General features: G+C 32.0%; 26 protein-coding genes. 22 read left to right on the forward strand and 4 right to left on the reverse strand.

The annotated features are described in order from the left end of the window. The 8 genes from CD111_RS03230 to CD111_RS03265 form a co-directional block, all read left to right on the forward strand. The coding region (locus CD111_RS03230) for a transcriptional regulator, SarA/Rot family (protein ID WP_103268487.1) at positions 1 to 244 on the forward strand (244 nt) is incomplete at its 5' end. 71 nt (positions 245 to 315) lie between these two features. Then, on the forward strand, positions 316 to 924 hold the full coding sequence (locus CD111_RS03235) for a C39 family peptidase (protein ID WP_095086193.1): 609 nt from the start codon (positions 316 to 318) through the stop codon (positions 922 to 924). A 75-nt stretch (positions 925 to 999) separates the two neighbouring features. Then, a complete protein-coding gene (locus CD111_RS03240; protein WP_095086194.1) occupies positions 1,000 to 2,499 on the forward strand; it encodes a DUF6583 family protein in 1,500 nt (499 codons plus the stop codon). Between the two features lie 17 nt (positions 2,500 to 2,516). Further along, positions 2,517 to 3,683 carry an ABC transporter permease gene (locus tag CD111_RS03245; RefSeq protein WP_095086196.1) on the forward strand — a complete coding sequence of 389 codons (1,167 nt, stop codon included), beginning with the start codon at positions 2,517 to 2,519 and terminating at the stop codon, positions 3,681 to 3,683. Further along, complete coding sequence (locus tag CD111_RS03250) at positions 3,680 to 4,600, forward strand: ABC transporter permease (RefSeq protein WP_095086199.1); 921 nt, start codon at positions 3,680 to 3,682, stop codon at positions 4,598 to 4,600. Before CD111_RS03245 ends, CD111_RS03250 begins: the two co-directional genes overlap by 4 nt. A gap of 11 nt (positions 4,601 to 4,611) precedes the next feature. Continuing rightward, positions 4,612 to 5,295, forward strand: coding sequence for an ABC transporter ATP-binding protein (locus tag CD111_RS03255; RefSeq protein WP_095086202.1), 684 nt, complete (start codon positions 4,612 to 4,614; stop codon positions 5,293 to 5,295). Positions 5,296 to 5,525: 230 nt separating this feature from the next. After that, complete coding sequence (locus CD111_RS03260; RefSeq protein WP_095086205.1) at positions 5,526 to 6,917, forward strand: L-cystine transporter; 1,392 nt, start codon at positions 5,526 to 5,528, stop codon at positions 6,915 to 6,917. A gap of 135 nt (positions 6,918 to 7,052) precedes the next feature. Beyond that, entirely contained in the window at positions 7,053 to 8,213 is a 1,161-nt protein-coding gene (locus tag CD111_RS03265) for an acyl-CoA dehydrogenase family protein (RefSeq protein WP_188350520.1), read from the forward strand. 40 nt (positions 8,214 to 8,253) lie between these two features. Here CD111_RS03265 and CD111_RS03270 read toward each other — a convergent pair whose 3' ends face one another. After that, positions 8,254 to 9,186 carry a DMT family transporter gene (locus tag CD111_RS03270; RefSeq protein ID WP_095086208.1) on the reverse strand — a complete coding sequence of 311 codons (933 nt, stop codon included), beginning with the start codon at positions 9,184 to 9,186 and terminating at the stop codon, positions 8,254 to 8,256. A gap of 149 nt (positions 9,187 to 9,335) precedes the next feature. Here CD111_RS03270 and CD111_RS03275 point away from each other — a divergent pair, with 149 nt between their 5' ends. Next, the gene (locus CD111_RS03275) at positions 9,336 to 9,722 is read left to right on the forward strand and encodes a YbaN family protein (protein ID WP_095086211.1); all 387 of its coding nucleotides are present in this window, start codon (positions 9,336 to 9,338) and stop codon (positions 9,720 to 9,722) included. A 119-nt stretch (positions 9,723 to 9,841) separates the two neighbouring features. Further along, a complete protein-coding gene (locus CD111_RS03280) occupies positions 9,842 to 10,762 on the forward strand; it encodes an iron-hydroxamate ABC transporter substrate-binding protein (RefSeq protein WP_095086214.1) in 921 nt (306 codons plus the stop codon). A 126-nt stretch (positions 10,763 to 10,888) separates the two neighbouring features. On the opposite strand, the gene CD111_RS03285 is transcribed toward CD111_RS03280, so the two are convergent. Then, complete coding sequence (locus tag CD111_RS03285) at positions 10,889 to 12,400, reverse strand: sodium:solute symporter family protein (RefSeq protein ID WP_095086217.1); 1,512 nt, start codon at positions 12,398 to 12,400, stop codon at positions 10,889 to 10,891. Positions 12,401 to 12,430: 30 nt separating this feature from the next. Next, entirely contained in the window at positions 12,431 to 13,300 is an 870-nt protein-coding gene (locus tag CD111_RS03290) for an N-acetylneuraminate lyase (protein WP_095086220.1), read from the reverse strand. Between the two features lie 154 nt (positions 13,301 to 13,454). On the opposite strand from CD111_RS03290, the gene CD111_RS03295 reads away from it, so the two are divergent. From CD111_RS03295 to CD111_RS03315, 5 genes are all read left to right on the forward strand, one after another. Further along, a complete protein-coding gene (locus CD111_RS03295) occupies positions 13,455 to 14,138 on the forward strand; it encodes a FadR/GntR family transcriptional regulator (RefSeq protein WP_095086223.1) in 684 nt (227 codons plus the stop codon). Next, positions 14,135 to 14,782, forward strand: a complete 648-nt coding sequence (locus CD111_RS03300) for a FadR/GntR family transcriptional regulator (protein WP_095086226.1) — start codon at positions 14,135 to 14,137, stop codon at positions 14,780 to 14,782. Before CD111_RS03295 ends, CD111_RS03300 begins: the two co-directional genes overlap by 4 nt. A gap of 1 nt (position 14,783) precedes the next feature. Continuing rightward, entirely contained in the window at positions 14,784 to 15,638 is an 855-nt protein-coding gene (locus tag CD111_RS03305; RefSeq protein WP_095086229.1) for an ROK family protein, read from the forward strand. Between the two features lie 79 nt (positions 15,639 to 15,717). Further along, the gene (locus CD111_RS03310) at positions 15,718 to 16,269 is read left to right on the forward strand and encodes a biotin transporter BioY (RefSeq protein ID WP_095086232.1); all 552 of its coding nucleotides are present in this window, start codon (positions 15,718 to 15,720) and stop codon (positions 16,267 to 16,269) included. A 17-nt stretch (positions 16,270 to 16,286) separates the two neighbouring features. After that, entirely contained in the window at positions 16,287 to 17,033 is a 747-nt protein-coding gene (locus CD111_RS03315) for a GNAT family N-acetyltransferase (RefSeq protein ID WP_095086235.1), read from the forward strand. Positions 17,034 to 17,119: 86 nt separating this feature from the next. Here CD111_RS03315 and fdhD read toward each other — a convergent pair whose 3' ends face one another. After that, a complete protein-coding gene (gene fdhD / locus CD111_RS03320) occupies positions 17,120 to 17,914 on the reverse strand; it encodes a formate dehydrogenase accessory sulfurtransferase FdhD (protein WP_095086238.1) in 795 nt (264 codons plus the stop codon). 225 nt (positions 17,915 to 18,139) lie between these two features. Between fdhD and modA the strand changes: the two genes are divergently transcribed. From modA to narI, 7 genes are all read left to right on the forward strand, one after another. Further along, positions 18,140 to 18,913 carry a molybdate ABC transporter substrate-binding protein gene (modA, locus tag CD111_RS03325; RefSeq protein ID WP_169712005.1) on the forward strand — a complete coding sequence of 258 codons (774 nt, stop codon included), beginning with the start codon at positions 18,140 to 18,142 and terminating at the stop codon, positions 18,911 to 18,913. 11 nt (positions 18,914 to 18,924) lie between these two features. Next, complete coding sequence (modB, locus tag CD111_RS03330) at positions 18,925 to 19,593, forward strand: molybdate ABC transporter permease subunit (RefSeq protein WP_095086244.1); 669 nt, start codon at positions 18,925 to 18,927, stop codon at positions 19,591 to 19,593. Between the two features lie 5 nt (positions 19,594 to 19,598). After that, positions 19,599 to 20,198: an ATP-binding cassette domain-containing protein gene (locus tag CD111_RS03335; protein WP_095086247.1), complete on the forward strand. Its 600-nt coding sequence runs from the start codon at positions 19,599 to 19,601 to the stop codon at positions 20,196 to 20,198. A 223-nt stretch (positions 20,199 to 20,421) separates the two neighbouring features. Next, a complete protein-coding gene (locus CD111_RS03340; protein WP_095086250.1) occupies positions 20,422 to 24,093 on the forward strand; it encodes a nitrate reductase subunit alpha in 3,672 nt (1,223 codons plus the stop codon). Further along, entirely contained in the window at positions 24,083 to 25,639 is a 1,557-nt protein-coding gene (gene narH, locus CD111_RS03345; protein ID WP_095086252.1) for a nitrate reductase subunit beta, read from the forward strand. The genes CD111_RS03340 and narH overlap by 11 nt, the downstream gene beginning before the upstream one ends. Continuing rightward, positions 25,632 to 26,207 carry a nitrate reductase molybdenum cofactor assembly chaperone gene (narJ, locus tag CD111_RS03350; protein WP_095086255.1) on the forward strand — a complete coding sequence of 192 codons (576 nt, stop codon included), beginning with the start codon at positions 25,632 to 25,634 and terminating at the stop codon, positions 26,205 to 26,207. The genes narH and narJ overlap by 8 nt, the downstream gene beginning before the upstream one ends. After that, positions 26,200 to 26,880, forward strand: coding sequence for a respiratory nitrate reductase subunit gamma (gene narI, locus CD111_RS03355; protein WP_095086258.1), 681 nt, complete (start codon positions 26,200 to 26,202; stop codon positions 26,878 to 26,880). The genes narJ and narI overlap by 8 nt, the downstream gene beginning before the upstream one ends. Positions 26,881 to 26,903 lie beyond the last annotated feature (23 nt).

Consider the following 26,903-nt stretch of genomic DNA (forward strand, 5'->3'; position numbering starts at 1 on the left):
GTTATATATATTGGTTTATATATATAAAGGTGAGCAAGATTGCTATAATGTTAAAGATATTATTAAATTTTCGAATTTCAAACCATACTACATTTCAAAAGCAGTTCAAAACCTTAAAGAAAAAGGTTATATTTCTAAGAAAAGAAATGATCTGGATGAAAGAACTGTCGCTATAGAAGTTTCAAAAGTACAACATAGAAAAATAACTAAACTATTAATGGAACTAGAAGCGGAAATATTATAGAAGTTTGTGATAAAGTGTGCCTTATAGGTACACTTTTCTACTTTAGAAAGAAATTTAAAGGAGTCATTAAAATGAAAACAATATTGCCTGTTAAACCTAAAAGTCAATTATTCCCAATTCCTATGGTAATGGGATGCGAAGGAACTGCCAGTTCAATGTTACTCAACTATTATAATCGAAATATTGATGCTACTACTATTATGAAAAATTGGCCCACACATCACGACGATCCTAGAAAAGGATATGTAGGAAACCATTTCTTAATTAAATTTGGATACCATCAAACGATATTTCCAAACGTATTAGCAAAATATTTGAAAAATTATGATCAAAATATTGTAAATGGGACGGGTACGTCTCTTGAAGAATTAGAACAAGTATTGATTAAAGGTCATCCTGTGTTGATTTATCATACATCATTAGGACAGTCACCAATATGGAAGACATTTAAAATAGGTTTGAAGAAAGAGAATTATGTAACGAATATACATGTTACATTGTTAGTAGGTTTTGATGATGATCATTATTATTATATAGATCCTTTATGGAAACAGTATGGAGGGAAATTTATATTGCCAGCACTTTGGCCATCAAAATCACAAATTATAAAAATTAAAAAAAACAAAATGAAAACAAGTTACAATAAACCAGGAAAAATGTGTATTTTCAAAATAAATTAAATAATTTGTAAATTTTATTTCAAAAAGTTGTAACATTTGGTATGATATGTATATAAAAGCAGAAGAGGTGTTTATATGTCGACAAAGATAAAAGTAATTATAATAGCAGCAGTTGTAGTATTTTTTGGAGTTATTGCGGTTGGTGGGGCTGCAGTCTATTATTTTGTAACGAATACCCCTAAAAATACATATTTGCTAAGTGAACAAGAATCTGCAAAATCTTGGAAAGATTATTTTAATGATCGTTTTGAAAATGAAGCAAAATTCCAAGACAAAATGAAAGACGAATCGTATGAAACGTCGTTAAAATTAGGCGTATCATTACCAGAATCATTAATCTCTGAATTAAATGTCCCAAAATCAGTTATTGATTCTACGAACATTGTATTCAATGTAGGTCATGACCCTAAGAAGGAAAAATCTAAATTAGGTATTACACCAACAATTGCAGACAATAAAATCGGGAAGTTCCAATGGAGTGCAGATAACAAGAATCAATACGTAGAAACGCCTCTATTCGATGATATTTATAAAGTGAAAAACAATGAAATTATAAAAGGGTTAGAAAAAATTTCGGGCGAACCATTTGATAATGAGACTAAAAAGGATTTAACAAATGAATCATTAAATTTAAATACAATTTTATCGGGTTCTCAAGTTTCACAAGATAAAATCGATAAAATTAGTAAAAAATATAGCGATTTAGTTATTGATCAATTAGATGATGACAACTTTAAGAGTGAAAAAGAAAAAGTTAAAATCTTCGATGATGAGAAAAAATTAAAAAAAGTAACAATGAATTTAAGTAATAAAGATACTAAGAAAATCACAGTAGCAGTACTTAAAGAAGCTAAGAAAGATAAAGACTTAAAAGACATTGTAAAAAAACAAGGCGATGTTAAAGAATACGATAAGCAACTAGATGATTTATTGAAAGATGCTCAAAAACAAGAAACATCTAAATATCCTAAAATTAAATCTATAATCTATGTAGATGGTAAAGAGATATTAAAGAGAGATTTAACAATTACAGGTGATGATAATACTAAATTGAAACTTGTAGGTACTAATGTTATTGATGATGGTGTGAAAGTAGACTATAAAGTAACAGTACCTGGTGAAGAAGGTAGCCTTTCAATCAAAGGTAAGTCTACAGACGGCGACCAAATTCATGATAAATATGATATCGAGTTTAAAGAGAATGAATTTAGTTCAACGAAGGTGAAATTTGATAATAAATCTAAAGTTGATGGTTCAACGCGTAAAGATAACGGTAAGTTAACATTTACTATGCCAAATAGTGAACCATTCAACCTTAACTATAAACATAATTTAGATTCTGATACTAAAAATAATAAACAGAAACAAAAATTAGACATCGATTTTGATTTAAATGGAGAAACAATCAAAGTAATGTTAGATGGTAAAACAGAATTGAAAAAAGACATTAAGTTCAAAAAAGATGGTGCAAAAGACGTAAACAAATTATCAGATTCTGATATAGAAGATATCAATAAAGAAGTTGAAGATAAATTTACAAAAATAACTGAAGATGTATTGGATGATATTCAATAAAAGGGAGGAGTGGTCATATGTCGACAATTAAATTGTTCAACATATACCACTCTTTTTTACTTAAAAAGTGGTACTTATTAGTATATATATTGTTGCTAGTTATTACATTATTGAGTGTGTTAATTGTAGTACAACATTATACTAAGGAAGATGATCAATTTACTATTGGAATTGTTGATAAAGACAGATCTAAGGAAACTAAACTTATATTAAATGCTGTTGGAAATGGTCAATCGTTAGGCGAGGATCTATCGATAAAAAAATATAATGAGCATCAAGCTGAAAAACTATTAAAAGAACAAAAAATTAATGGATATTTTGTATTTAAAGATGGCATGACTAAAGCATTTTATAAGCAAGGAGAATTACCAATTGTTGTTCATACTTATGACACACAATCGGTAGAAAGTTTAGTGATTTATCAATTAACAGATTCAGTATACAGCAGGCTAATGCTGTCTATGGGAGGCGCATTGTCTTACACGACATTATATCCAGATGCAAGTGAACATAAATTGCTAACAATGATGACCGATATGTTGTTTACTGGACTAAATAGAAATGGTTCCTTTGATGAAGAGCCTGTTAAAGTGCTAGATACGACTAGCTATTATGTTGTTTCTTTCTACTTTATATCTATCTTTTTCGTGTTCTTTTCAATTTTCACTATATTGAAGATGAATCAAAAAGATTCACTCAAAGAAAGATTAAATATGTTCCATTTTTCCTATGAGAAATTAACTATTGTAAGAGGGGTATTTAGTTTCATCTACACAGCGGCGTGGAGTATGTTTGGTTTATGGATGATATTTAAATTTCTTCATCCAGAATTTGAATTATACAATTTAAATACATTAATGATGAATATTGTTTATTATTTATTCATGATTATGAGTTTATTTATATTGATTGATGTTCTAACAAGAAATGTATTGAACTACATGCTGAAAATGATATTAACCATTATGGTATTAATACTTTCAGGTGCAACAATACCTATAATTTATTTGAAAGGGTTATTTGGAGGACTACTGGATGGAATGCCATTTACTATCGTGCTGAACCAATTACTTGAACTGATACTTAATAATTATATTGTAGATACACATCCAATGTATTATGTGAATATTATTTTCGTTATTTGTTTATTGATTCTTTCCTTATGTTGGAGGTATCGTCAATGAAATCAATGTTGAAATTAGTTGTTATTAAACAATGGAAATCATATATTGCGATTATTTTAGCATTAGTTATGTTAACAGTTATTGTGTTAGAAGTTGAATCTTCTTCTAATAAAATTTTTAATATGCCTATTGCAGTACAAGATATGGATCAATCCAAAGCATCCCATGAACTAATTGATAATTTAGAGCAAACAAAGTATATAAATATTGTTAAGATTCCTCAAGATGAAGCATATATTGAAGATGTGATTCAAAAGAAACAAGCAATTGTCAGTTTCCAAATTCCAAAAGGTTTTAGCAAAAAGTTAAAACATAATGATTTGCGTGATGCTTTACCTTTATATTATAAAGATGATTTTGTTGGAGAAATTGCATTAGAAGTAACAAGTAAAGCACTATACAAAGAACAAATACCAATCATTATTAAGGAACATTTAAATCATGCAAAGGTAAATAAAACTGAAAGTGACATTAAGAAAGAAATTAAAGCAAAAACACCACATTCTAAATTGGAACAACATTCTATTAAACAAAATGCTGACGTATCTATAAGTGCAGGATTGATGGTAGCACTCATACTTCTTGCAAGTTGTAGTCAAATTGTATTGCATCGTAAACTAAAACAAAATGCCGCACTAGATAGGTTGATGATGTTTCATGGAACAAAAATCAAATTATACTTTGTCTATATAGCGGTTCACACCATTTTGATATTCTTATTTATTTGTTTATTAGGATTAATACTGTCTTGGTCACTAAGTTGGGTGTTTTATGTAACGACTTTCATTATGATTTTAGTTTATGAAATAGGCATATGTACATTGTTATTTAAAATCAATACTGTTAGTCATAGGTTATTCATGGCTATAATATGGTCGTTGGCCATAAGTATATTATATTTATTTTTACAGATATAGGTGGTGATTCAATGATTGAAGTTGAAAAATTAAATAAACAGTATAAAGAGAATGTCATATTTAATAATTTTAATATTAAATTTAAAGATAAATCGTTAACTGTTTTACTTGGGGAAAACGGTGCTGGGAAATCTACATTATTAAGAATGATAACAGCATTAGAAAAACCGAATTCTGGAAAAATTTATTACTTTGGAAAAATATTAACTAAGAGACAAGTGAGAGAAGAAATAGGATATATACCGCAAGAAATAGCGCTATTTGAACATATGACTGTTAATGAAAATATCAATTTCTTTAAAGCACTGTATAAAAAAACAATACCTACTAAATTGATAGATAGCTATTGTGAAAAACTCAATTTATCTGAAAGAACGTCTAAAGTTTCATCGCTTTCAGGTGGTACTAAACGGAAAGTTAATTTACTAATAGGTTTATTAGGTGATCCAAGTATTTTAATATTAGATGAACCAACTGTTGGTATTGATTTGAAATCTAGATACGATATTCATCAATTATTAAATGCTTTAAAAGAAACGAGACTAATTATACTGACTACACACCATTTAGATGAAGTAGAAAGCCTTGCAGATGAAATTAAGCTTATAGGTAGTGATCCTTTTTATAGAAACATACTTGAAGAAAAGGGATGGTCATTTGAAGATAGTTTGAGAAATAATGGCAATCTGGATTGAAAATAAAGTGCTACAAGCATAGAATATACTAAACTGAGTATAATAAAATTTTGACAATATACAATAAAGTCTGGGACTCATTAATGATGTCCCAGACTTATTTTTTTATGAATGAATTAAGGAAATGGTTTACTGAATTTTTAGAATTAATGAAATCATATTGCAAATCATTTTATTACCGTGTATTCTTATAAAGTGTATCGGAATTGAAAGCTTTAGGAGGATGCTTCATGGAGACACTATGGGTTATAATCAATATTATTGTTTTCTTAATGTTCATTGGACTATTAGGATATTTAAATAAAAAGCACGTAAAATTTTCTAAGCGCGTACTAATCGGTTTAGGGGCAGGTATAGTATTAGGACTAGTACTACATTTAATTTATGGTGTAGATTCTAAAGTGACTGAAACAACTGCATCTTGGTTTGATGTCATTGGTACGGGGTATGTTAAATTACTTCAAATGATAGTTATGCCACTTATCTTTATATCTATTGTTTCAGCATTTACAAAAATAACAATTGGACAAAATTTTGCTAAAGTCGGAGCATGGATATTCACATTCTTGTTAGGTACAGTTGCTATCGCTGCTTTAGTAGGTATCGTCTATGCAATGGTATTTAATTTGGATGCGTCACAAATTGATTTAGGCAATGTAGAAAATAGTAGGGGTAAAGAGCTCGTACAGACGACTAAAGATATGGAAGCAGATAGTTTACCAACTCAAATAATTGAATTATTACCTGCTAATCCGTTCTTAGATTTCACAGGTGCTAGAGGTACTTCAACAATTGCAGTTGTTATCTTTGCTGGATTTGTTGGTTTTAGTTTCTTACGTGTGATGCGAAAAGAACCTGATAAAGGTCATTTACTTAAACGAGGCGTAGATGCAATATATGCTTTAGTTATGGGGATCGTGACTTTCGTATTAAGACTAACACCGTATGGTATTTTAGCTATTATGACTAAAACAGTCATGACAAGTGACTTTGCAGCAGTATGGACTTTAGGTAAGTTTGTATTAGCATCTTATGCTGCATTGCTCACGATGTTCTTAATTCATTTAATACTCGTAACAGTAGTCGGTTTAAATCCTGTTACGTACCTTAAGAAAACAAGTGAAACATTAATATTCGCATTTACTTCAAGATCAAGTGCAGGTACGTTACCACTTAATGTTCAAACTCAAACTAAACGACTTGGTGTGCCTGAAGGTATTGCTAACTTCGCTGGCTCGTTCGGACTTTCCATTGGTCAGAATGGATGTGCAGGTATTTATCCAGCAATGCTAGCGATGATGATAGCGCCGAGTGCAGGTGTTGATATCGATTTACCATTTATTCTAACAGTAATTGGTGTTGTTGTTATTAGTTCATTTGGTGTAGCAGGTGTTGGTGGTGGTGCTACTTTCGCAGCGATATTAGTACTTTCAACATTAAATTTACCTATCGCGCTTGCAGGTGTGTTAATTTCTGTTGAGCCGTTGATCGATATGGGTAGAACTGCATTAAATGTAAATGATTCAATATTGGCAGGAACAGCAACTTCTAAGCTTACAGGTCAACTAGATGAAGAAACTTATAATGACCAAGACTTTAATGAACTAGGCGAGACATACTAATAAACAAATTAAACAAAAGACTATCAATCTACGGGTTTATTGATAGTCTTTTGTTTATAACTTATCATATTGGTCGGATTAATATTGAAAGAAGAATCGTACAGTGATAAGGTAATAATGAGGAGCGTGGTAACCGTGAGTCGAGATTTATTTGTAAAAACAGAATTTCAAAAGTATTGGGTTGATAAATTAGAAAGTCATAAAGATTTATTACAAAAGCATACCGAGGAAAATGATATTAATTCACAATTTCCATATGAAAATATTAATTGGTTGATTCAAGAAGGATATACCAAAATGGTATTACCTAAATCATTTGGTGGCGATGGTGCTACGGCTGAAGATATCATCATATTCCAAGAGACTTTAGGTAAAATTGATAGCGCAACAGCATTAGCGATTGGATGGCACATGGGTGTTGTAGGTCAGGTTTATGAAGATAAATTATGGAATCAGTCATTGTTGGATGAGTTTGCGAAAGAAATTTTAAATGGAGCGGTCGTTAATAGAGCTGTAAGTGAGGCTGATACTGGTAGTCCAACAAGAGGGGCGAGACCAAGTACAAATGCTAAACGTTGTGGTGAATCTTATAAAATCAATGGTGTGAAGACATTTACGAGTATGAGTAAAAGACTTACACACTTCTTAGTAGGTGCATATATACCAGAACAAGAAGCGATGGGATTTTTCTTAGTTCCTAAAGAAGCAGTAGGACTTTCCATTGCGGATAATTGGAATATGGTTGGAATGCGTGCAACTGAAAGCCATGATTTAGTATTGGATGATGTTATCGTTCATGAGAAATATTTAGTAGAAATCTCTAAAGGTCCGAGAGGAAGTAAACCTAATTTATGGATGCTACATATTCCAGCTGTGTATTTAGGTATTGCACAGGCGGCACGTGATTATGCAATTGATTTTGCTAATGAATATAGCCCGGGAAGTATAGAAGGTGTTATAGCTGATATACCAGCAGTTGAACACAATATAGGAAATATGGAGTTAGAACTTACATCAGCAAGACATTATTTATATAGCGTTGCAGATTTATACATGAACCCACCTATAACTGAAGAGCGGATTGATATAGAAATAGGGGTTGCTAAGAGCATCGTTGTAAATCATGCCATTAAAATTATTGATATTGCGATGAGAATAGTCGGAGCTAAAAGTTTGGAAATGGAAAGACCACTTCAAAGGTATTATAGAGATGTTAGAGCGGGATTACATAATCCACCAATGGATGATGTGACACTCTCAAAATTAGCGAAAAAAGCATTAAATGAAAGAAAATGAGTATGGGATCATGTCCCGTACTCATTTTCTTTATTTAATATTATATATATTGTTTTATTTTTTTCTTCTTTTTGCGCCTTGGTTTCATTCCTAATGACATATATAAGACAACTGCTAAAATGATGATCATGCCAACTAATTGCCAAATACCAAATGGAACTTTAAGCCAAATGACAGAAGAAATAACAGCAGTCACAGGTTCCAATACACCTAATAACGCGGTTGTTTGTGGATTAATGTATTTAACACTTTCTAAATACATCCAGAAAGCAAACATCGTTCCAAACGTAATGACAAAGATAAAATAAATTACGCCTTGTAAATCTAATAATTGCCAAGGAAAAGAAAAGTCTGAATTCAAAATAGATAATACGATACCACCGATTAACATTGACCAACCGATTACGACGAGTGATGGCCAATTTAAAAATAATTTTACAGCATATACTGTATAAAATGCTGCAGCACAAGCAGTCAGTAACCCCCATATAATCGCGTTTGTAGGTACGGATAATGTAGAGAAGTCACCATTTGTTAGGAGTAAGCTTGTACCAAATAAAGAGCATAGAATAATGACTATATCAGATAACCGAAACTTACTTTTACGTGTAATTAATAAATAAATTAAAATAACGACTGGAGCTAAGAATTGCAAAAGAGTAGCAATCGCAACGTTACCTTTATCAATTGTAGCCATAAATGTGTATTGAACGCCTAGCATACCAAAAATGGCATATATAAGTAATTGGAAAACTGAATGTTTAATTTTAAATATTGGAAAAAGCGCATGTTTTTGTATGAATTTTGCTATCAATAATAAGAAAAAGCCACTTAAAGATAGTCTTACAGCCACAAATAATGAAACAGGCAAATGATAGTCTGTAAATAATTTTTCTGTAACTGTTCCACCAATACCCCAAAATGTTGCGCCAAACATAACAAGTAGGGCACCTTTTAGCTGTTTATTTTGCAACCGTAACCCCTCGATTCTAGTGAAATTGAATTAATTAATTCATTTTATCATTAGGAATATGAACTAACAACATAATAAGGAGTTTTGCTTGCATTTTGTTTGTCGAGGTTCTTATAATGAACACTATCAGGTCAAAGTGGGGTTAATACATGAAATTTGTTCTAATTGTAATAGGTGTTATTTCTACTGTACTCGGATTTATCGGTGCATTTATGCCCTTGTTGCCAACAACACCATTTATATTATTAGCAGTAATTTGTTTTGCGAGAAGTTCGGATCGTTTCCATGACTGGCTTATAGAAACTAAAGTATACAAAGAATATGTAGAAGATTTCAGAAAATATAGAGGTTATACTTTAAAGAAAAAAATCGAATTGCTCATTAGCCTCTACATTGTAGTTGGCTTTTCTATATGGATGGTAGATTATGTTTATATAAGAATTGGGTTATGTATAATGTTATTTTTCCAAACTTTAGTATTATTTACATTTGTGAAAACTTTACCGCCCAAAAATAAAAAAAGTCCGCGACATTAAATCATTTATGTTACGGACTTTTTTTGTTGTATAATTTTCAAAATAAATATTGCTAAACAAAGGATGTACATATATAATAAGATTGAAAATGATATTCATTATCAATTAGGAGGATTATGATGAAGAAGTTATTAATGCTAGTTATGGCATTATCTATGATAGTAGCAGCATGTGGGAACAAGACAGAAGATAAGCATAATGATAGTAAAGAGACAGTGCAGTATAAATTAGATGATGGCAAGAAAATAGATATACCTAAAAATCCAAAACGAATAGCGGTATTGTCACCATCATATGTTGGTGGACTTATACATTTAGGCATAAAACCAGTAGGTGTGCCAGCATCTACAGATCAAACACCAGTCTTGAAAGACAAAATTAAAGGAATTAAGAAAGTAAGCGAAGATAATGTTGAGCAAGTAGCTGAATTAAAACCTGATTTAATCATTACATATAATACAGATAAAAATTTAAAGAAATATGAAAAAATCGCGCCAACTATTCCTTATGATTATGCAAAACATAACTACTTAGATATGCAAGTTGAATTAGGTAAATTAGTAGGTAAGGAAGATAAAGCAAAATCATGGGTTAAAAAATGGAAAGAACAAACTTCTAAAGATGGTAAAGAACTTCGAAATAAACTTGGTAATGATACAACAGTATCTGTAATTGAGGCATTCCAAAAAGATATTTATTCTTACGGAGAAAATTGGGGTAGAGGTACAGAAGTGTTATATCAAGCATTTGGTTTGAAAATGCCGAAAAGTGTAGAACAAGATGTTAAAAAAGACGGATGGAAAAAGATTTCACAAGAAGAAATTGAAAAATACTCAGGTGATTATTTATTCTTACCGTTAATTAAAGGTCAACCAAAACCAGAATTCATGAACACAGAATCTTGGAAATCGATTCCTGCAGTTAAGAACAATAGAGTAATAGAAGTAGATGCACAAACATTTTGGTATAATGATCCATTCTCATTAGAAGTTCAAAGAAAATATTTAAAAGAAAAACTCATGACTAAATCTGAAAAATAATATAAGAACTAAATCATAAATAATAAAAAAATAACATCTCATTTTTACTGATATAACAGTAGAATGAGATGTTATTTATTTTTGAGTTAGCAATTATACATCAAACTCAGGATATTTACATACTTACTATTGCTTATGATTTTTAACATATTGATCATTTATTGTGAACAAAGTTAAACCGACTACATTTTTGTTATATTTAGAGAAAGGTAAACTCGCTATATAGCCAACTACAAATGATATGAAGAAGGCAATGACTGATACTGAAAATGGTGTAATTTCAGTTTTTCCAATAAAGTAAGATGCAATTGCTGCAACGATTAGTCCAATTATAACGCCTACTGAATTGGCACGTTTAGTAAAGATACCAACCGCGAACACACCGGCAATAGGTACACCGAATAGTCCTGTGATTAATAGGAATAAATCCCATGTTTCGTTCGTTTCTTGATTGATTAAATATAATGAAGCTAATGTTCCAAGTACTCCGGCAACGATGATGATGAGCCTAGCAAAAAGAACATCTTTTGATTGATCAGAGCTTTTCGAGAACCTTTGTTTCAAGTCAACAACTACACATGCAGATATTGAGTTCAAACTTGATGAAATGGTTGATTGTGCTGCAGCGAAAATTGCTGCGATCAGTAAACCACCAACAAACGGTGGAATTTGAGTCAAAATAAAATACGGAACAAGTGCGGATGTATTAAAGCCTTCTGGTAATGCTGAAACATTGTTATAGAATGAATACAATACAGTTCCCATACCATAGAAAATTGGAATAGTAATAAATGCTAATAAACCGTTCGTCCATAGTGATTTGTTCGTTGATGAAATAGAACCTGTTGTTTGATAACGTTGTACGATATCTTGACTTGCAGTATATTGATGTAAATTGTTAAATATAGAGCCAATAAATATAATAGGAATAGCTGCTGCTGCAGTACCAAACTTCCAATTATCTACAGAAATAAATTTCTTATCTTGCATAGCTTCATGCGCAATTGTTCCAAAGTTTCCATCAATTTGGAATGCCCCTAGGAATATAACAGCAATAGCACCGCCAATTAAGATAATACCTTGTATAACATCGCTCCAGATGACCCCTTCAATGCCACCCATAAATGTATAAACAACACATAATAAACCAACTAATGCTGCAATTAAATATGGATTAATATCTGAAACGGATGTAATTGCAAGAGTTGGTAAATAAATAACGATTGCTACACGTCCGATATGGAATAGTGTAAATGCTAATGAACCAATGACTCTCATAACAATACCAAATCGTTCTTCTAAATATTCATAAGCAGTTGTAACATCTAGTTTTCGGAAAAATGGAATATAGAAAAATATTAATATTGGTATAATTGCAATGATTGCGAGGTTACCTGCTGCATAAGACCAATCAGAGTTAAATGCACGTTCAGGAGTCCCCATATAAGTGATCGCACTTAAAGTTGTAGCATAGATTGAAAATCCTACTGCCCAAGCAGGGACTTTACCTTTAGCTTTGAAAAAGGCATCAGTATCTTGACCTGCTCGTTTAGTAAAATAGACACCTATTAGCAATGTAATGATTAAATAAATAATTAATGCAATCCAATTGCCAGTACCAAAACCTACTTCTTTCATAGTATGTCATCCCCTTCGTTGAATGATAAATTATAGATTATATTTAGATACGAGTAATTTAACTTGTTCAAGTCCATCATCATTTAAAGGTGATAATGGTCGTTTCACAACGCCAGCTTCAATTCCTTTAGTAGATAACACAGCTTTTAAAGTTGGATAAATACCTAATGCGAGCACTTGTTCAATGATATCGTTCGTTTCATGTTGAATTTTGTATGCTTCTTCTATGTTGCCTTGTTTAGCTAATTCGAATATTTGTCTAGCACGACGACCGTTAATGTTATAAGTAGAACCTATTGCACCATCAACACCTGACACTGCTGCTTGAATTAACATTTCGTCAAATCCAGATAAAATTAACTTGTCTGGAAATGCTTTTCTAATTCTTTCTAATAAGAAGAAGTCAGCTGCCGTGTATTTCACGCCGATAATTTTTTTGTTTTCAAATAATTCGTCAAACTGTTGAATGGATAAGTTAACGCCAGTTAATGCAGGAATAGAATAAATAATCATATCGTTACCTGTTGCTTCGATAATAGCATTGTAATAGTATTTAATTTCTTCAAAGCTAAATGGATAATAAAATGGTGTCACGGCTGATAAAGCATCATATCCTAATGACGTCGCAAACTTACCTAATTCAATTGCTTCTGTTAAATCTAGTGCGCCGACTTGTGCGATAAGCTTAATATCATTGCCTGCTTCATCTTTAGCAATTTCAAAAACACGTTTCTTTTGATCAGTATTCATTAAGAAGTTTTCACCGGAACTACCGTTCACGTATAACCCATCTATATTTTGTACATCAATATTTTGTCTAATGATTTGTCTTAGCCCTGATTCTATAATGTTACCTTCATTATCAAATGGTACGAGTAGTGCTGAATATAAACCTTTCATATTAAAAAACTCCTTTTTTATTTTTATAATTGATAATATTGTCAGACCAATTTATAATCATATTGTAAGCGATTTCAGTTTGGTGTGTCAATTGATTTCGCAAGATTGTAACATATTTATGATAAAATATATTAAAAAAGGGGGTAGCAGTAATATGAAGAGAACATCTTTAGTTGATGTAGCAGTTGAGAAATTGAATGAATATATATCTGTACATCAATATGAAAATGGCGATAAACTACCTTCTGAAAGAAAACTAATAGAACAACTTGGTGTAAGCCGTACAGTTGTTAGAGAGGCAATTAGTCGATTACAACAAAGTGGTTTAATTCAAGTCAAATCTGGTAGTGGTATGTTTATTACAGATAAAAATAAACATTTATCGATGCTATTTGAGTCACATATGAAAGTACATGGATTTGAAATTAAAGAATTATTAGAAGTAAGAAAGATTTTGGAATTAGGTGCATTGCGTTTAATCATAGAAAATAATTTAACAATCGATTTTAATAAATTAAGAAGTATCAATAACCATTATTATCATTCGAAAGATGATGTTACAGGTCTTGCAGAAGCTGACTCTGCTTTTCATGAGTCCATTATACTATTTACAGAAAATCAAACGCTTATTACGATGACTAAAGTGATTAAAGAATATTTTGCGAAAAATCAATTCAATCAAGTAGTTAAAGAGGGAGAAATCGTAAGGTCTTTTGAAGAACATAAAGACATCATTGAATCTTTAGAAAGAGGAGATTTAGTGGCATCACATGATGCAATTAACAAACATTTATCGCATGTGTTTAAATGGATTACAGAATTGGAGCAGAATAAATGAGTAAGTTAAATAAAATTGAAGTCCAAAGTTTGAAATCTCAAGTGTTACAAGAAATCAAACGTTATATATTAAATGAAGGATTAACTGAAGGTGACAAAATACCAACAGAAAGAACATTGACTGAAATGTATGGCGTAAGTCGCTCTGTAGTTAGAGAAGCACTTAGTTATTTAGAACATACAGGTGTTATAGAAACGGTACAAGGTAGAGGTACGATTATAAAAGCTCCTGATATTTCGAATTTAGTGGAAGGATTTTTGTTTAGTTTTCAAGTTGCAAATGGATCCAGAAAAGACTTGCTGTCACTTAGAATTATATTTGAATGTGCAGCAATAGAAGAAATTATCAAATTAGACAAAGATATAAGTAAATTAGAAGAAATCGTAAATGAGACAGTTATCAACCATTATGATAACGATAAAGCATTTCATGAACAAATATTACATTCAACTGGAAATACATTATTTCAGCAATTAAGTTCAGTCATTCAATCATATTTCTATCATATTGAAGATCATGAAGTAACTGCTGATTATGAAGTAACGACAAAAGCACATCAAAAAATAGTTAACGCAATATTAGATAAAGATATTCAACTTGCTAAAGAATTGATGACAAACCATTTATCTAAAAAGGAGGTATAACATGAAAATAGCAATTGATATAGGCGGTACATTTATAAAATCAGGTGTCATCGATGAAAACAATAAATTACTTAGCTACCATAAAGTGAAAACGCCACTGAATGTACGATTTGAAATCCTAAATGAAATTATAAAAATTGTAAAAAAATATAAAAGTGAGTTTAATTTAGACAATCCTTTAGTTGGAATCTCTACTGCTGGTGTTGTAGATTCTAATATAGGTGTCATTACGTATGCTGGCCCAACTATACCAGGCTATAATGGAACGAATTTTAAAGAGGGTCTAAAAGATTTAGCCGCCGAAATAAATGTTAACAATGATGTATCATGTGCATTATTAGGTGAACTGACTTGCTTAGAAGAGGAAGTGAAATCTATATTTCTACTTACCATTGGCACTGGTATTGGCGGTGCATATTATGAAGAAAAACTTCTTGAAGGTATAAATTTCAAGGCATGTGAAATTGGTTATTTATTATACGACAAAGTAACTGACACTACATATGAAGATCGAGCTTCTACAACTGCATTAAAAGCATTGATAGATGAACAATATAATGAAAATATACCAGTAGAATACTTGTTTTCGATCGCTTATGATGGTGATGAACAAGCGATGCATTTACTGAATAAATGGGCAGAACACGTTGCAGAAGGCATTGCTCAAGTACAAATTATATTCGACCCTGAGGTAATTATGATAGGTGGAGGTATTTCAAAACAAGGTGACCGATTGATTCAATTAATTGAACCTTATATGAATCAATTTCTACCTGAAAACTATGGTCATGCTAAGATTAAAACTACCTCAAAAGGTAATGACTCAGCACTGTATGGAGCTGTTTCAAAGTTTTAATATTTGATTGTAAACTTTATATTTAATTTGGTTAACAATGTGATATAATGTATCTTATCAATCATGAGGAGTGAAATTTTTGAAAACAAAAGATATCGTTATAATCGCAATGTTTACAGCTTTTATTTCAGTAATGGCATTTATTCCGCCTATACCACTACCATTTATGCCGGTTCCAATTGTGTTGCAAAGTATAGGTATTATGTTAGCTGGTTGTTTGCTTGGTGCTAAAAGAGGGACAATCAGTGTTATAGTCTTCCTATTATTAGTCGCAATTGGATTGCCATTATTATCAGGAGGGAAAGGCGGTATGGGGGTGTTTTTTGGACCTACTGCTGGTTACATCATTAGTTTTCCATTTATTGCGTTCTTTATAGGTTACTTTATCGATTTAAAGTGGAGATCACTTACTTTTACATACATATTAGCCATTAACATTATCTTTGGCGTAGTGTTATTAAACTTAGTTGGTGGATTTGTAATGGGTGAATTTATGAATATTTCAATATTGAATCGCTATATTTTAACATTGACTTTCTTACCTGGTGATATTATTAAAGCAATACTTGCAACTATGTTATTATTAAATTTAAAGAACCTCCCTGAACTTAAGAGGTTACGAACAAAATAAATAGTAGGTGAATAAACATGGTTGAATTTAAAGATATTGTAACTGATGGTGACATTTTAATTAATACAGATCGTTATATTCATTATCAAACTTTAACGAAGCGAATTCAGTACGATTCAAATAAACTTGTGTACAAAGTTATGCCTGATTTAGCTGCTTTTAAAGAAGATGAAGCATATTTAAATGCTATACATCGCAAACATAATCAACCTTTCCTAAAATTTGTTTTTCCAGAAAATTGTCCACTAGAAGATGATTTGAAATCATATTTAAGTATTCAAGGATACGAGTATAGTTGGTTAGAATTATACATAAATGATGAGTTAGACTTTAAAATTAAAGAGAATACAAGCATTCAAGTAATGGAAACAAATGAGGATAACTTAGTTGACTATTTGAACCTTTCATATGAATTTGATAAACAATATGGAACAGATTATGCTGAACTCAAAATTGAGGTCAACAAAGCGCAATTTGAATCAGAAAGTCCTGTCCAGGTGATATCATATTATAATGGTAATCCATCCGGTATATTATTAATTTGGCCAGAAGAAGATTACGTAGAATTGGATGCATTTTCTGTTAGAGAAAATTTAAGAAGATTAGGAATCGGTACTAAGATGCAAGATTATGTCGCAAAGTATGCCGGGAATCGACCTATCGTACTCGTAGCTGAAGGTGAAGATACAGCTAAAGATATGTATAAAAACCAAGGTTATAAATATAGTGGCTACAGATACGAAGCATTAAAAGAATTCAAATAAGTAGGAATATATAAGATATTAAATAGCCATATTAACTAACACTTTATAAGTGGGGATTAATATGGCTATTTTTTACTATAAATCCATTATGACATAACGATACGATTTGGATGACTATATACATTGAAACGTCCATCTCTAATGAAACCAACTGTCGTAATATTTAAGTCTTTAGCAAGTTCTATTGCTAAATTTGTTGGAGCAGATTTAGATAAAATCATACCGACACCAATCTTGGCTGCTTTAATTAATATTTCCGAGGAAATACGACCACTGAATATTAGTATTTTGTTTCGAACAGGTATATCATGTTGGATGCAATATCCATATAGTTTATCTAATGCATTATGTCTTCCTATATCAGAACGATGTTCATAAAAGTCTAATCCGTCACTAATTGCTGCATTATGTAATCCTCCTGTTTGTTTAAACAGGTTGCTTCTTGAATGCATCGTTTCCATCATCTCTATAATTTGATTGGGTTTTATTCTAATGTTTGAATTTGAAACTTTAGCTGTCATAGCATCATTATTAAAATAAAACTCCCTACTTTTACCACAGCAAGATGAAATCATGCGTTGTGTATTTTTCTTGAAAGATGCATAATCAATTTGCTTATTTAATTCTACATGAGCAAAACCTTTAGAATCATCTATTGAAATTTGTTTTAAGTCGCTTTTTTTGAATATGATACCCTCTGATGCTATGAAACCTAGAACTAATTCTTCTAGTTCTTTAGGTGAGCATATTACAGTTGCGAATTCTTCACCGTTTAATTTTATAGTTAATGGAAATTCAGTGACATAATAATCCGTAGATTCTATTAATTGTTGATTTTCATATTTTAATATAGGTTGTTTACTTGTCATATATTGTTTCATATACAACCTCCTAGTATGCAATGTTTGACCTTAATTTTACTTTGAAAGTATATAATTATAAAGGAAAAGAACTTTTAAGCACTTATTTTCTTGAGATTATCTTAATGAATAAAAACTGTTGAGGTGCGTATTTTAAGTCGTATTTGTGAAAACATATACAAAGCACTTTAAAAGTATGCGTTAAAAGTGTAAATTAAGAATAAGTAAATTAAGAATGGGGTTGTCATTAAAGTGAAAAAGATATTAATATTAATCGCAACATTATTGCTTATCTTAGCAGGATGCAGTACAGAGTCTAACCAAGATAAAGCTAAAAAGGAAAGTGCTAGTAAAACGCTAACGGTATCTGCAGCTGCAAGTTTGACAGATGTTACGAAAGCCCTAGAAAAAGAATTCAAGAAAAAACATCCTAATACAAATATTAAATTTAACTATGGTGGTTCAGGTAGTTTACGTAAACAAGTTGAAGCGGGTGCTGATGTTGATGTTATCATGTCAGCTAATACAACAGATGTAGACCAACTACAAGATAAGAACAAAGTTTCTAAAGTATATGATTATGCTAAAAATAAACTGATCATTATTAAATATAAAAACTCAAATATTAAAGAAGTAAGAGACGTAAGTTCACCAAACAAAGTTGCAATCGGTGAAGAAAAAAGCGTTCCAGCAGGTAAATATGCCATTGAATATATGAAGAAAGAAGATCTATATGAAGGCATGACAAGTACGTTTGTATTCGCAAAAGATGTAAAACAAGTATTAAACTACGTTAAAAAAGAAAATGCTGAAGCAGGATTTGTTTATGAAACCGACTTGTATAAAGGTAAGAATGATAAAGTAAATAATGTAGTAAAATTAAGTGATGCGCCAATAGATGAACCAATCATTTATAGAGCGGGTCTCATAACAAATAAAAAAGCATCAAAAGAATGGTTTGAATTCTTAAAAACTAAAGAAGCAAAACAAATCTTTAAAGAATATCATTTTGAAGGATAGGAGCAAAAATTATGCCAGATTTAATACCTCTTTGGATTTCAATTAAAGTATCGTTAATCAGTACTATAATTGTAAGTATAGTGGGCATTATTTTGGCAAAGTTAATGCATGATTATAAAGGTAAATTAAAGCCTGTTTTCGAAAGTATTATTATGCTTCCAATTGTGTTACCGCCGACGGTTATGGGATTTATACTTCTTATTATATTTTCTAAAAACCAATTCTTCGGTAGATTTTTAGAAGATACTTTCCATATTCAAGTTATTTTTACTTGGGTAGGCGCTGTTATAGCTGCAGTTATCGTCAGTCTACCTCTTATGTACCAACATGTGGTAAATGGTTTTCAATCGATTAACCCTAAAATGCTGAACGCAGCTCGGACAATGGGTGCAAGTGAAAGCAAGATTTTTAGAACGATTATATTACCATTATCAAAACGATCAATATTATCAGGTGTTGTGATGAGCTTTGCTAGAGGACTGGGTGAATTTGGAGCCACATTAATGATTGCAGGCTATATACCTGGCTTAACGAATACATTACCACTAGAAATTTACTTTCTTGTTCAATCAGGAGAAGAAAATAAGGCATGGATTTGGGTTATTGTTTTGTTAGCCTTTGCTATATGTGTTATAAGCTCAATAAATTTATTGAACCAAAAATCTCATAAATGGGAGTAAGGTAAATGATTAACATTCATATAATCAAACAAATTAATCAACGGAATGTTCAATTAAATATCCAAGCAGAATTGCCTAAAATATATGCAATAGTTGGTCGTAGTGGCGTAGGTAAAACGACATTGTTAAACACAATAGCAGGTATCTCTAAAGCGGAAACATGTTTTATTCAAGTTAATGAAGATATTCTAAGTGACGGCGAACATATAAGAAAAGTTCAAAATAGACAAATTGGTTATTTATTTCAAGATAATCAATTATTTCCACATATGACCGTATATGAAAATATTCATTATATGCAACCCGAACATGATTTTACAAATCAATTAGTTGAACATTTATCTATAAAAAATTGCCTTAATCAATACCCATCAACGCTATCAGGTGGTGAAGCCCAAAGAGTAGCGCTATGTAGAGTGTTGAGTGTAAAACCTAATTTATTATTATTAGATGAACCATTTTCTAGTCTTGATGATGAAACAAAGGAAGAAGGTATTTCATTAATAAAATATATTTATCAAACTTGGCAAATACCTATTATTCTCGTTACACATTCTAAATTAGAAGTAGAATCGCTAGCAGATGAAATAATAGAAATTAAATAAAATTCATAAAGACAGTCAAAACAAGATCACGGAATGTGAACTTGTTTTGTCTGTCTTTTTTGTTTGTAAATTATTAAATTTAAAGAATTATTTTAATGAAAAACAACACAAAACTGTAATAGGGAATTCCACTAAAAGTATAGGTATTCCCCTTATACAAAAAGATTGTGAAAAAATGTACAATATAAATGATTAATAGGGCAAATATTAGGAGGTACGATCTATGGCTAAATATGATTTGAAGTTTTTTAAACCGACTGAAAAATTTAATGGTAACTGGTCAATAATGGAAGAAAAGAGCAGAGAATGGGAAAAAATGTACAAGCAAAGATGGAGTCATGACAAAGTTGTACGTACGACCCACGGTGTTAACTGTACGGGCTCATGTTCATGGAAAGTATTTGTTAAAAATGGTGTCATCACATGGGAAAATCAACAAATAGATTATCCTTCATGCGGACCAGATATGCCTGAGTTTGAGCCAAGAGGATGTCCTCGTGGAGCATCATTTTCTTGGTATGAGTATAGTCCGCTCAGAGTTAAATTTCCATATGTTAGAGGAAAGTTGTGGAAATTATGGAAAGCAGCATTAGAAGAATTTGGAGATCCAGTCGTTGCATGGGCATCAATAGTTGAGGATGAAGAGAAGGCAACTTCATATAAAAGTGCACGAGGAAAAGGTGGACATGTCAGAGTCAATTGGAGAGATGTCACGCAATTAATAGCGGCCCAAATTATTTATACAGTGAAAAAATATGGACCTGATAGAATTGCGGGTTTTACACCGATACCTGCAATGTCTATGATTAGCTATGCTTCAGGTGCTAGATTTATTTCTCTTCTAGGTGGAGAAATGTTGAGTTTTTATGATTGGTATGCAGATTTACCACCAGCCTCACCACAAATTTGGGGTGAACAAACTGATGTTCCTGAATCAAGTGATTGGTATAACGCAGGATATATCATGATGTGGGGGTCTAATGTTCCATTAACAAGAACACCCGATGCGCACTTTATGACTGAAGTTCGTTATAAAGGAACTAAAGTTGTTTCAATTGCACCTGATTATGCGGAAAATGTGAAATTTGCAGATAATTGGTTAGCACCAAATCCTGGGACTGATGCAGCTTTAGCTCAAGCAATGACACACGTTATATTACAAGAATTTTATGAAGATAAAAAAGAAGAAATGTTTATTAATTATGCAAAACAATATACAGATATGCCATTTGTGATTCAACTTGAACCACATGAAGGTGGTTATAAAGCAGGAAGATTTTTAAGATCTAGTGATATTGGTATGCAAACAGAACATGCTGAGTGGAAGCCTGTCGTTTACGATAAACATTCTCATAAGCTCGTCATTCCAAATGGAACTATGGGACAAAGATATGAGAAAGAAGCAAAATGGAATTTGAAATTAGAAAATGAAGATGGCACAACTATTGACCCTGCACTATCGTTAGAAGGACTAGATGCTTCATTAATCACAATCCAATTTCCTTATTTCGATAATGATGGGAATGGTATATTTGAACGTCCAATATTAGCTAAAGAAATAAAAAATAGTGCAGGAGAAACAGTATATATTACGACAATATATGATTTAATGACAAGTCAATATGGTATTAGAAGATTTAACCATGCGCTTGAGGCTACAAGTTTTGAAGATGAAAATACACACTACACGCCAAAATGGCAGGAAAAAATCACAGGTGTTAAATCATCAATTGTTACGCAAGTAGCAAGAGAATTTGCGCAAAATGCAATAGACACACAAGGTCGTTCGATGATTATTATGGGTGCTGGTATCAATCATTGGTTTAATTCAGATACAATTTATCGTTCTATATTGAACTTAGTTATGTTATGTGGTTGCCAAGGAGTTAATGGCGGCGGCTGGGCACACTATGTAGGTCAAGAGAAATGTAGACCTTTTGAAGGCTGGTCAACAATTGCGTTTGCAAAAGATTGGCAAGGACCACCAAGATTACAAAATGCAACAAGTTGGTTCTACTTTGCGACTGATCAATGGAAATATGAAGAATCAGGGGTAGATAAATTACAATCTCCATTATCTACTAAGTTAAAACATCAGCATCCAGCTGACTATAATGTATTAGCTGCTAGATTAGGTTGGTTACCATCATATCCTCAATTTGATTGTAATAGTTTGTTGTTTGGCGAAGAAGCGAAAGAAGCTGGAGATAACTCGGATGAAGCTGTTATAAAGCGCGCAGTAGACGCAGTTAAGAATAAAGAAACAAAATTTGCTGTAGAAGATCCAGATGCGAAGAAAAATCATCCCAAAACATTATTTGTTTGGCGATCAAATTTAATTTCTAGTTCTGCAAAAGGACAGGAATATTTCATGAAACATCTATTAGGTACAAAATCAGGATTATTAGCAAATCCAAACGAAACTGAAAAACCAGAAGAGATTGTATGGAGAGAAGAAACTACAGGTAAATTAGATTTACTTGTTGCGCTAGACTTTAGAATGACAGCGACACCACTTTATGCTGATATTGTACTGCCGGCAGCAACTTGGTATGAAAAACATGATATATCTTCTACTGATATGCACCCTTTCATACATCCATTTAATCCAGCTGTTGATCCGCTATGGGAATCTAAATCGGATTGGGATATTTATAAAACGCTGGCAAAATCAGTTTCAAATTTAGCTAAAACACACATGAAAGGTAAATTCAAAGACGTTGTTACAACACCATTAGCACATGATTCTGTACAGGAAATCTCAACACCATACGGTATTGTTAAAGATTGGTCTAAAGGTGAAGTAGATGCGATACCAGGTAAGACGATGCCAGGGTTTGGCGTAGTTGAAAGAGATTACACAGAAATTTATGATAAGTATATTTCTGTTGGACCATTATTAGAAAAAGGCAAAATCGGCGCACATGGTGTGAGTTTTTCAGTTAAAGATCAATACGATGAATTGAAAATAATGCTAGATACATGGGATGACGACACCGTTAAGAATGGAAAACCTAAAATGGACACAGCAAGAAAAGTTGCAGATGTGATTTTGAATGTCTCATCCGCTTCAAACGGTAAAGTTTCTCAAAAATCATATAAAGATTTAGAACAAAAAACAGGTATGAAACTGACAGATATTTCTTCAGAAAGAGCATCTGAAAAAATTACATTCCAAAATATTAATGCTCAACCAAGAGAAGTCATTCCTACTGCTGTATTTCCTGGCTCAAACAAACTAGGAAGAAGATATTCACCATTTACTACGAATATTGAACGATTTGTTCCTTTTAGAACATTAACAGGAAGACAAAGCTATTACTTAGATCACGAAATATTTTTACAGTTTGGAGAGAACTTACCAGTTTATAAGCCAACACTACCTCCAATGGTATTCGGGACCAAAGATAAACAAATTAAAGGTGGCGTAGATACTTTAGTATTAAGATATTTAACACCGCATGGTAAATGGAATATCCATTCTACTTATCAAGATAATCTTCACATGTTAACACTCTTTAGAGGTGGTCCAACTGTATGGATTTCAAAAGAAGATGCAGAAGAACATGATATCAATGACAATGATTGGCTTGAAGTATATAACAGAAATGGTGTTGTAACAGCTAGAGCTGTAGTCTCTCATAGAATGCCTAGAGGCACGATGTTTATGTATCATGCTCAAGATAAACATATAGAAACACCGGGTTCAGAAATTACGGATACGCGTGGCGGGTCACATAACGCTCCAACACGTATACATTTAAAACCTACTCAATTAGTAGGCGGTTATGCACAAATTAGTTATGGATTTAATTATTATGGACCTATTGGAAATCAAAGAGATGTGTATGTAGCAATTAGAAAGATGAAGGAGGTTGATTGGCTTGAAGATTAAAGCACAAGTAGCAATGGTCATGAATTTAGATAAATGTATTGGATGCCATACTTGCAGTGTTACTTGTAAAAGTACATGGACTAATCGTCCAGGAGCAGAGTATATATGGTTTAATAATGTAGAAACCAAACCGGGTATAGGTTATCCAAAGAGATGGGAAGACCAAGAAACTTATAAAGGTGGATGGGTTTTAAACAATAAAGGTAAATTGGAATTAAAATCCGGAAGTAAATTATCTAAGATCGCTCTCGGTAAAATATTCTATAACCCAGATATGCCAGAAATGAAAGATTACTATGAACCATGGACATATAACTACAAACATTTAACGACTGCGAAAGAAAGTGAACACTCTCCAGTTGCAAAGGCTGAATCTGTCATATCTGGTAAAAAACTTGATATTAAATGGGGGCCAAACTGGGAGGATGATTTAGCAGGTGGGCATGTTACCGGCCCGACAGACCCTAATATTCAAAAAATAGAAGAAGAAATTAAATTTAATTTTGATCAAACATTTATGATGTATTTACCAAGATTATGCGAACATTGCTTAAATCCAAGTTGTGTTGCCTCATGTCCATCTGGGGCAATGTATAAGCGTGACGAAGACGGTATTGTTCTCGTAGATCAAGACGCTTGTCGTGGATGGAGATATTGTATGACTGGTTGTCCATATAAGAAAGTCTACTTTAACTGGAAAACAAATAAAGCTGAAAAATGTACATTCTGTTTTCCTAGAGTAGAAGCTGGACTACCAACTGTATGCTCAGAAACATGTACTGGTCGCATGCGTTATTTAGGTGTGCTTCTATACGATGCAGATAAAGTTCAAGAAGCTGCGTCAGCGGAGAATGAACAAGATTTATATCAAAAACAGCTTGATTTATTCTTAGACCCGTTTGATGAAGATATTATCGAACAAGCAGAGAAGGATGGTATTACATCGGATTGGATTGAAGCTGCACAGAACTCACCTGTATATAAATTGGCAATTGAATATAAATTAGCATTTCCATTGCACCCAGAATATAGAACATTGCCAATGGTATGGTATTGTCCACCGTTAAGTCCAATCATGAACTACTTTGAAGGTAAAGATTCAATTAGAAATCCTGATATGATATTCCCTGCAATCGAAGAAATGAGATTACCGGTTCAATATCTTGCGAATATGCTTACAGCTGGCGATACAAAAACAGTTAAAAATGCATTACAAAAAATGGCGATGATGCGAAGTTATATGCGTGCTAAATCAAGTAATAAAGAATTTGATATATCAAGATTACAGCGTGTTGGATTAACTGAAAGACAGACTAAAGACATGTACAGGTTGTTAGCGATTGCTAAATATGAAGACCGCTTTGTCGTTCCTACATCACATAAAGAAGGATACATGGATACTTATAGAGCACAAGGTAGTCAAGGGTATGAAGACAACTTATTTGGAACAAATTGTGATGGTTGTGGCATTCAAGGATCATCTCAAAACAAATCAGGTAAAGAAATTTATAATGAGAACTTCTATGGAGGGATATTCCGTGATTAACTTAGACACTTTATATCAATATAAAGAGAGTTTTGGTTTTTTTAGTAGTCAATTAACATATCCTGAAAAGTTAGATTTTCATCCTAAGCCTTTCGAATCTACATTTACTGAAAATCATCCAGGATACAAGTCAATAAAGTGTTATTGGGAAAATATGCACGAGATTTCATTAGATGATATACAAGAAGTCTATACGAAGACGTTTGATTTTGAAAAAAAAACTACCCTCTATATGACATATAATAAGTTAACAGAACAAAAAGAACGTGGCCAAATGTTAGCAAGATTGAAAGTGTTATATGAAATGTTTGGGTTAGAGATGCCGAGTGGTGAGCTATCAGATTTTCTTCCATTAATGCTCGAATTTCTTTATGCAGCTGAATGGAGAGGTGATAGTCGTGCAGAAGAAAGCTTAACACTAGTAGTAATGGTAATTGAAGATGGAACCTATGAATTGATGAAAGTATTAGGTGAACAAAGAAGTCCATATTTTCATCTTATAGAGGCTATACGTGAAACATTAAAAGCATGTGTAATTGAACAAGAGAAGGTGAGTCAATGTGATTAATCAATTTATATGGGTTATTTTTCCTTACTTATGTGTAGCAATATTTATAATTGGTCATTTATTTAGATTTAAATATGATCAGTTTTCTTGGACAGCAAAATCTAGTGAATTTATAGAAAAGAAAACATTAATGTGGGGGAGTATACTTTTTCATTTAGGTATTATTCCCGTCATAATGGGACATATTGTAGGCTTAGGCATTCCTGCTGAATGGTTGAATGCGATAGGCATAAACGATTATATTTACCATATTGGTGCTGTATATATAGGCAGTGTATTTGGTATTGTGACATTAGTAGGTATGTTCCTATTAACTATGAGAAGAATAACGAAAGAAAATGTAAGAAGACTGAGCTCAGCATCGGATATACTGGTAAACTTCTTGTTGTTAATCATTGTATTGATGGGATGTATTGCAACTTTGTGGACAAATACTACTACGCCAGAATTTGATTATAGACAAACGATATCTGTCTGGTTTAGAGGATTACTAATTTTTAATCCTGATGCTACATTAATGAGTTCAGTTCCATGGACATTTAAAGCACATATTATGCTAGGACTAATCATTACAGCTGTTTGGCCATTTACAAGGTTAGTACATGTTTGGAGTGTACCGGTTAGTTATTTTAGTCGTAGTTATATTGTTTACAGAAAACATAAAACAAATTAAAATATAAGTAAATTCAGTTGAGG

Origin of the sequence: Mammaliicoccus stepanovicii, assembly GCF_002902525.1 — a bacterium.
In the GTDB taxonomy this organism is placed as follows: Bacteria; Bacillota; Bacilli; order Staphylococcales; family Staphylococcaceae; genus Mammaliicoccus; species Mammaliicoccus stepanovicii.